Here is a 6,518-nt window from a genome sequence, read left to right as displayed (position 1 = left end):
AACGCTGATCAAGGCAGGCGTGAGCAGGGCAACGGCGATGTAGATCCCCACAATCACCAGACCCCATCGGGCCATGCGCGCCGAGAGGGTGGGGCGTGAGATGCCTAAGGGCGAGACCGCAAAGCTCAAGGCACTAGAACGAGCGAAGGGTTTCATTCTCCCTGGTCCTGCTGCACAATCGAGGACAGGAATTTTTCTAGGGAAGGGAACCGATCTCGTGGCATCGAAGTCCAACTGGAGATCGCAACTTCTAGGAAGTCTTGAAGGCCAACTCCAGCTGGCCACCTACATCGCCGTTCTGATCGGATTCACCGGAGCAACCACCACAGGGCTTTGGCTCAGTAATCGCACTCAGATCCGAAATGGAGAAGCGGATTTACAGGCCAATACGGAGCACTTGAGCAACGCTCTCGTGCACTATGACTATCTAGGGCAAGGCCACTCAGCCAAAGATTGGACCCCAGCTATTCAGTTACAAGTGCGTCAGGAGCTACGCGATCACTCCAGCGTGCAAACCACCATCTGGATCGAATTGGCGGATGGACGCCTGGTGCTGCCGACATTTGGCCACATCCCCATACCAATGAACATGATGAGAGCCACCATGAAGGCTCACAAGAAAGATCACACAACCCGACTGATCAATGTGGGAGGCCAGAATTACCTCACGCTTCTGGGTCGTGCTTATCCAACGGGAGAAAAGGTTTGGAGTGGAGCTCTAACAAGAGATACCGGCCGCATTCAAAATGAATTTCTGGGTTGGATGATCTTGGCTGGGTTGGGATCGATGTTGCTCTCACTAATCACCATTAACGCGATGGTGCGACGAATCGTGAGGCCTCTTCTACAACTCAGTGAGCGCAGTGCAGCACTCACCGCCGAAACCCTGAATCAAGATCCGATTCCGGAGATCACAACGGCACCGAAGGAAGTGCGCCAGTTAGCCATGACCTATTCCGAATTGATCGAACGCCTGGCCCTGTCCTGGGATGATCAACGTCGCTTTGTGAGTGCTGTGAGCCATGAATTGCGAACGCCCCTCACCATTGTTCAGGGATATCTGCATCGCACGATTAAACGCAGCACGGGGTTAAGCGACGACGAACGTCGTGGACTGAAAATTGCAGAGGAGGAAAGCATACGCATGCGCATGCTCCTCGATGATCTCCTCGACCTCGCGCGCAGTGACTCCGGACAACTCCAACTCAACCAAGAGGTGGTAGACCTTGATGTATTGGTAGACAAAGCTGCTGATCTAAGCCAAAGCTATCTCACGAATCACAGGCTTGAAGTGGTGAATAAAATCCCTGATGACGAAAGTAGTGCGGCACTCGCTGATGCTGGACGCCTGCAACAAGTGCTCTTGGATTTAATCGACAATGCCGCCAAATACTCCGCACAAGACTCTCTCATTACGCTATTTCTGTACCCACATAAGGATGGCATTGCCATTGACGTGAAAGACGAGGGAATTGGAATTCCAGAGAGCGATCTCCGTCATATTTTCAAGCGCTTTTATCGTGGTGAAAACAGCTCTGAAATCAGCGGAACAGGACTCGGGCTGTCTGTGGTTGCCCAAATGATCTCTGCCATGGGAGGACAGGTATACGTTCAAAGCAAAGCAGGAGAAGGGAGTTGCTTTTCAATCATTCTTCCCAAACCAACTTCAAGCACAGTATCATGATTTACTACTTGATTTTCAGCTCTTTACTCATTCCCGTGAATTTATGGGCTGCCACTACACCCCATATTCATAGTGATCTAAGCATGCAAATCTTACATGCCACTTCAACCCTAATCCTGCTTCCTTTACTGGCAAGCCTGTGGATTCAACGGAAATATCTCAATCATATTACTAGCTTCATTCTGAGTATTTTTCTCTGCGTGATGGTGGTGATCAACACCTGGATTGCCTTCATGGGAATGGGAGTGCGCAATGGCTGGATTGATCACCTTTTCCTTGCCCTAGCGGCAGCAAGCGTAGAGTTCTATTTCCTATTCAGGCCTGCATCAGAGCCTGAGAATGCATAAACCCATCTGAATGCATCAGCTTCCAACAAAAGTTATTGGATCCGGTCATAGAGATGGCCGATGTAGTGGTGTAACGATGAAGAACCAGCAAAGAGCACTTCCTTAGAATTGATTGAATAGATCTCAAGCCACTTGCAAAATCCAACCAATCATCATCCTCAAATTCCCACCTATTTGGTTGCAGTTTCATCTGCCTTTTTAGTTGAACTGTTTCATTTGGAATACAGCGGACCATTTTTAGTTGGACATTCATTCCTAGTCGGACTGGTCGTGGGGTTATTTGGCTGGCTACTGGCCTGGGGATTATGGCGATTCTGGAGAGTGTTTCCTTACAAACGCTTGGTGAAGATCAGAATCAAGGTTTATTTCAACGAATAAGGTCTCAGAACCAGAACCCATCAAAAAAAAATGAATGCAGCGCTGACTGCATGCCCCCTAAGTGACCAAGCAAGCATCAAAACACGACAGCAGAGCGAAGGCGTCCAGAGCCAACATCAGCCAGCTGCTCTAACTCGAGATGAAGCACTTTGGATTGAGAGTCAAGGCGAGCTTGAAACCCCAAACCCTGCGGGGGTAATCCATCAATGAGAACACGATTTTGGGCCCGACCCCCTGCCCTCATCACACCATCGAGTCCGTAGGCGGGCCCGCAACGCATCAACACCTGACCGCGCCAAATCGGTGAAGGCGCAGCTCCCACGCTGTAAACAATGGTTTGAACTGAAGCCTGGGTGTTCTCTGAATCCAAGCCGATCGCCAAAACGGGCTGCCGGCCAGCCATGCCACAGGGCCATTGAGGGGAGACCGCAGGATCCACCTCCCAGTCGGCCCCTATCGCTAATTCATCACGAATCAGCTCCAAGGTGCGGCGTTGTTGCGCCGATTCACGCAAACGGTTCGCCATGCTTTGTCCTAGGCGTAGATCAGCGGCGATCAGCTGCAGCAACACAACAAACAGCATGCTGCCAAGGCTGAGGGACAGCAGCAGCTCGATCAACGTGAAGCCACACTTGGCATGGGTTGGAGGAACTTGCTTAAACATCCACTTAGCTCGCTGAGACATGAGGCAAGCAACGACTACTTCTTAAGCGGCCGCCGTTCGAAGGAAGTGGATCCTGATACGAGCCAAGACGACTCACTCCCAAGGGCAAGCTCACCACCAAACAACGTGCTTTCTCTAATCGCTGATGACTGAGCACAGCGATTCCGCCATCCAAGAGCAAACCATTCGCGGTAAAGCGCAGCACCGACGGCAGGTTGGTCGTCAAAACAATTGGCCCATGCTCAAAAGGCTCCTGCAACGACAAGCCAATCCCAGTACAGGAGGGAATCGCACCAGGCAGGAGATCGTCATCCGGAGCACGAAACCCCTCCTCGGTGAGAGCCATTCCGCAAGCTCGCTGCTCACGCTTGGCAAAACTGCGAGCTCGATCCAAACCCATCTGCAAGCGTCGCGCACTGGCATCCAGCTGAAGCTGATCACGATCGCTGCGGCCCGTTACGAATGGAATCGACAGCACAAGTCCCAGGACACTCACCACCATCAGCTGCTCGATCAAGCTCATGAGCTCAGAGCCTTGGGCTGGCAGAGGCCATAGGCCGCAGGCGTAAACAGCAATCGCCTCTTCAATGGAGGCGCTTGTGCCTGGGAAACAGCACTCAGCTCCAACCAATAACCAAGCCCCTGCGGATCGGGTATCCAACGGCTGCGAACATCCGATCCAATCGGCAGGCGATCAACCACCGCTGTTTCTAAAGCCGTTCCTTTAAAACGGCAGTCTGGCGACCTTGGATCGAGCAAATCAGCGGATACCGGTGCTGACTGAAGCCAACGATGGGTGGCGATGCGCGTCGACTCCAGCTGAAGTGCAAGCTCCTCCCATTGTTTGGCGCCTTGAATTTCAGTGGCAGCCTGATTCCACACACCAAGTGCGGCGCTACTGCTACCAGCCAAAACAACAGACGAAACCACCAGTTCAACCAAGGTCATCGCTGGCCCTCCAGCTGAGGAACTCGGGCCTGAAGCTGAACATCACCAATCTCAAGTACGGCAGGAGCGATGGGATCTAACCCAAGCCGAAAGCTTCCGGTTCGGCCGTCCGCCAATTGCAGTGTCAATTGCCCACTGCCAGTGCTGGGCTGCCAATCGAGTAGAGACCATGGAATCTCAGCCACCACCCCACGACTCAACGCGAGTGGATCGGCACCTTCGCAGGACTGGGCGACAGCAGACCAATCCGTGAATGGCCAGGGCAGCAAACAAGATTCAGGCCCACGGGCAGCTGCTGCAAACGCTTGTGCCGCGGAACGCAACTGATCAGCAGCATGTTCACGTCGTCGAAGGGCCGTTAAACGCAACCGACCTTGAAGGCTCAGCGTATGAAGAGAGGCGCTCCCTAAAAGCAACACCGCTGACGCAGACAAAGCCAGCGGCAAGACAAAACCAGCCTGAGCTTGAGGGCGAAATGCCGTCGCAAGCGACACAGGATCAACACGCAACTGGATGAAGTGTTCCCCAGGCGAATCGCAAAGCGCCGGACAGGGCCAGACCATCCAACAAAACATCCGTGCCATCCCCCATCAGAGGGACAGCAAGAGTCAAGACAATCCCCCAAAGAGGGGGTCTCTCAGATCTAAATCAATGTAAAAGTGAAAGAGGAAAGAAAACCAAAGCGGTCAGACTGTGAGCATGAGGGATCACGAAGGTCAACAACCCAAATCTCAAGTGCTGCTCGTTGATGACGATCCAGAGCTGCTTCGCTTTCTCTATCAAGAGTTCACAAGCGACAAGGTGAGGTGTACCTGCAGCAAGACTGGTAGCAAAGCCCTAACACTGCTGCGACAGCAACGCTTTGATCTTGTGGTTTTGGATTGGAGCCTGCCCGATTTCGACGGCCTGGAGATTTGCCAGCGCCTGCGCAGCACTGGCAACACCACACCGGTGCTGATGCTCACGGCCCACGATGATCTCGACGCACGCGTGCAAGCCCTCGACTACGGAGCGGACGACTACCTCAGCAAACCCTTTGAACTCAGGGAACTGCATGCACGGGTTCGAGCAAGGCTCAGACGGGGCACATTCGCCGCTTCCGAAAAACAAAAGGAACAGCTGGAGCTTGGCGACTGGCGCATCAACCTCCTACAACGAGCGGTGCATCGAGGCGAACACAAGCTCTCGCTAACGCAACGGGAATTTGATCTCCTCTGCTACTTGATTGAGCACCCTGGGGAGGTGCTGCACCGCCAAAACATTTTGGAAGGAGTCTGGGGGGCGCCATTCGTGGGTGATCCCAACACCCTGGATGTCTATATGGGCTACCTGCGCCGCAAAATCGAGAAGCCAAATCATCCCCAACTTCTGCACACCATTCGCGGGGTTGGATTCATGGCGAGGGTGGAGACAATGAGCGCCTGAAGCGAATCTGACAATCAGCGCCACCGTCGGGTGCATCAGCAATCTGCAAGTTGCCATCCATCGCTTTGAGCAGGGCATCCACAAGCGATAAGCCAATTCCAGAGCCACGAAGGCGAGACGAGCTGGTTCCACTCCTGAACCGCTGCAACTCTAAAGAGCGCTCTGATGAGGACATTCCATTTCCAGAATCAAGCACATGCAGCACGATCCAATCCTCCTCAATCGAGGCCTCCAAACTCACCGGGCCTTCGCTGTCGAGCAACGCATTTCTAACCAAGGCATCAAGGCACTCTTGAAGCCGGCGATGATCAGCGATCAAGGTTGAAGGTAATTCAGAGGCCGGTGATGGCAACAGCAAACGACCATCAGCAACCATGCCAAGACGTTCATAGGCAATCAGCAACTGTTGATCGACATCAAGGGGCTCCAGTTGCAAGTCCAAACGCCCCGCATTGGCGCGGGATAAGTCACGCAACATCGTGATCATCAACCCCATCCGCTTGGCTTCTGAGGCCATCACCGAGATAGATCGTTGCAACTCAAGGGGGAGCGGATGCCGCTGAAGACGTTGTGCATGGCCCGACATCAAGGTGATGGGCGTACGCAGGGCATGGGCCACTCCATCAACAAAGCTGCTCTCACGCTTCCAGGCGACAGCCAGGCGTTGCTGCAGGTGATTGAAAGCCAAAACAATTGGACGCAACTCGTGCGGCTGATGATCCGGATCAAGGAGGTGATCGCCAAGATTTTCGGTATCGAGAGTCTGCAACTGATGATCAAGCTCTTGAAGCGGCAACAGCAGTCCACGCCGAAGCACAAGACGCAACAAAACAAAGGTCAACAAGATTGACCCACCAGCCACCGCGAGCAACAAAAGCTGGCTGAAACGCTCCTGGGCTAGGGAATCGGTGATGTTTTGACGCAGCTCCAACCACTGCCAATCACCCTGCACTGTCGACACCCGACGACGAGTCACCAGCCACTGCTCTCCTCCTGCAAGGGATTGCTGCTGAGGGAGCAACTCAGGCCCTTCGGAGTGCAGGCGGATCTGCAACGTCTCGTTTTCTAAAGG

At 53.5% G+C, this 6,518-nt stretch carries 9 protein-coding genes and 1 pseudogene; 4 read left to right on the top strand and 6 right to left on the bottom strand.

Annotated elements, in window-relative coordinates; translation table 11 throughout:
* Positions 1-156, bottom strand: a pseudogene (locus NCN04_RS06300) (ABC transporter permease); the annotation flags it as partial.
* A gap of 61 nt (positions 157-217) precedes the next feature.
* On the opposite strand from NCN04_RS06300, the gene NCN04_RS06295 reads away from it, so the two are divergent.
* The 3 genes from NCN04_RS06295 (at position 218) to NCN04_RS06285 (ending at position 2,409) form a co-directional block, all read left to right on the top strand.
* Positions 218-1,684, top strand: a complete 1,467-nt coding sequence (locus NCN04_RS06295; RefSeq protein WP_250395532.1) for a sensor histidine kinase — start codon at positions 218-220, stop codon at positions 1,682-1,684.
* Positions 1,681-2,031, top strand: coding sequence for a hypothetical protein (locus NCN04_RS06290; protein ID WP_250395531.1), 351 nt, complete (start codon positions 1,681-1,683; stop codon positions 2,029-2,031). Before NCN04_RS06295 ends, NCN04_RS06290 begins: the two co-directional genes overlap by 4 nt.
* Positions 2,032-2,163: 132 nt before the next feature.
* Complete coding sequence (locus NCN04_RS06285; RefSeq protein WP_250395530.1) at positions 2,164-2,409, top strand: hypothetical protein; 246 nt, start codon at positions 2,164-2,166, stop codon at positions 2,407-2,409.
* 76 nt (positions 2,410-2,485) lie between these two features.
* Here the strand turns inward: NCN04_RS06285 and NCN04_RS06280 are convergent, their stop codons facing one another.
* The 4 genes from NCN04_RS06280 to NCN04_RS06265 are packed head-to-tail and all read right to left on the bottom strand — an operon-like array spanning position 2,486 to position 4,605.
* Positions 2,486-3,094: a prepilin-type N-terminal cleavage/methylation domain-containing protein gene (locus tag NCN04_RS06280; protein WP_250395529.1), complete on the bottom strand. Its 609-nt coding sequence runs from the start codon at positions 3,092-3,094 to the stop codon at positions 2,486-2,488.
* The gene (locus NCN04_RS06275) at positions 3,078-3,596 is read right to left on the bottom strand and encodes a GspH/FimT family pseudopilin (protein WP_250395528.1); all 519 of its coding nucleotides are present in this window, start codon (positions 3,594-3,596) and stop codon (positions 3,078-3,080) included. Before NCN04_RS06275 ends, NCN04_RS06280 begins: the two co-directional genes overlap by 17 nt.
* Entirely contained in the window at positions 3,593-4,021 is a 429-nt protein-coding gene (locus NCN04_RS06270; protein WP_250395527.1) for a hypothetical protein, read from the bottom strand. Before NCN04_RS06270 ends, NCN04_RS06275 begins: the two co-directional genes overlap by 4 nt.
* On the bottom strand, positions 4,018-4,605 hold the full coding sequence (locus tag NCN04_RS06265) for a hypothetical protein (protein ID WP_250395526.1): 588 nt from the start codon (positions 4,603-4,605) through the stop codon (positions 4,018-4,020). Before NCN04_RS06265 ends, NCN04_RS06270 begins: the two co-directional genes overlap by 4 nt.
* 115 nt (positions 4,606-4,720) lie before the next feature.
* On the opposite strand from NCN04_RS06265, the gene NCN04_RS06260 reads away from it, so the two are divergent.
* A complete protein-coding gene (locus NCN04_RS06260) occupies positions 4,721-5,446 on the top strand; it encodes a response regulator transcription factor (protein WP_250395525.1) in 726 nt (241 codons plus the stop codon).
* On the opposite strand, the gene NCN04_RS06255 is transcribed toward NCN04_RS06260, so the two are convergent.
* Positions 5,415-6,518, bottom strand: a 1,104-nt coding sequence (locus NCN04_RS06255; RefSeq protein WP_250395524.1) for a sensor histidine kinase, incomplete at its 5' end; no start/stop codon positions are given. The two genes, NCN04_RS06260 and NCN04_RS06255, sit on opposite strands and share 32 nt — an antisense overlap.

The sequence above is a fragment of the Synechococcus sp. MU1655 genome (genome assembly GCF_023630655.1).
GTDB lineage: Bacteria > Cyanobacteriota > Cyanobacteriia > PCC-6307 > Cyanobiaceae > Synechococcus_C.
The sequence above is the reverse complement of the archived record's forward strand: the minus strand, read 5'-3'. Positions and strand labels throughout refer to the sequence as shown.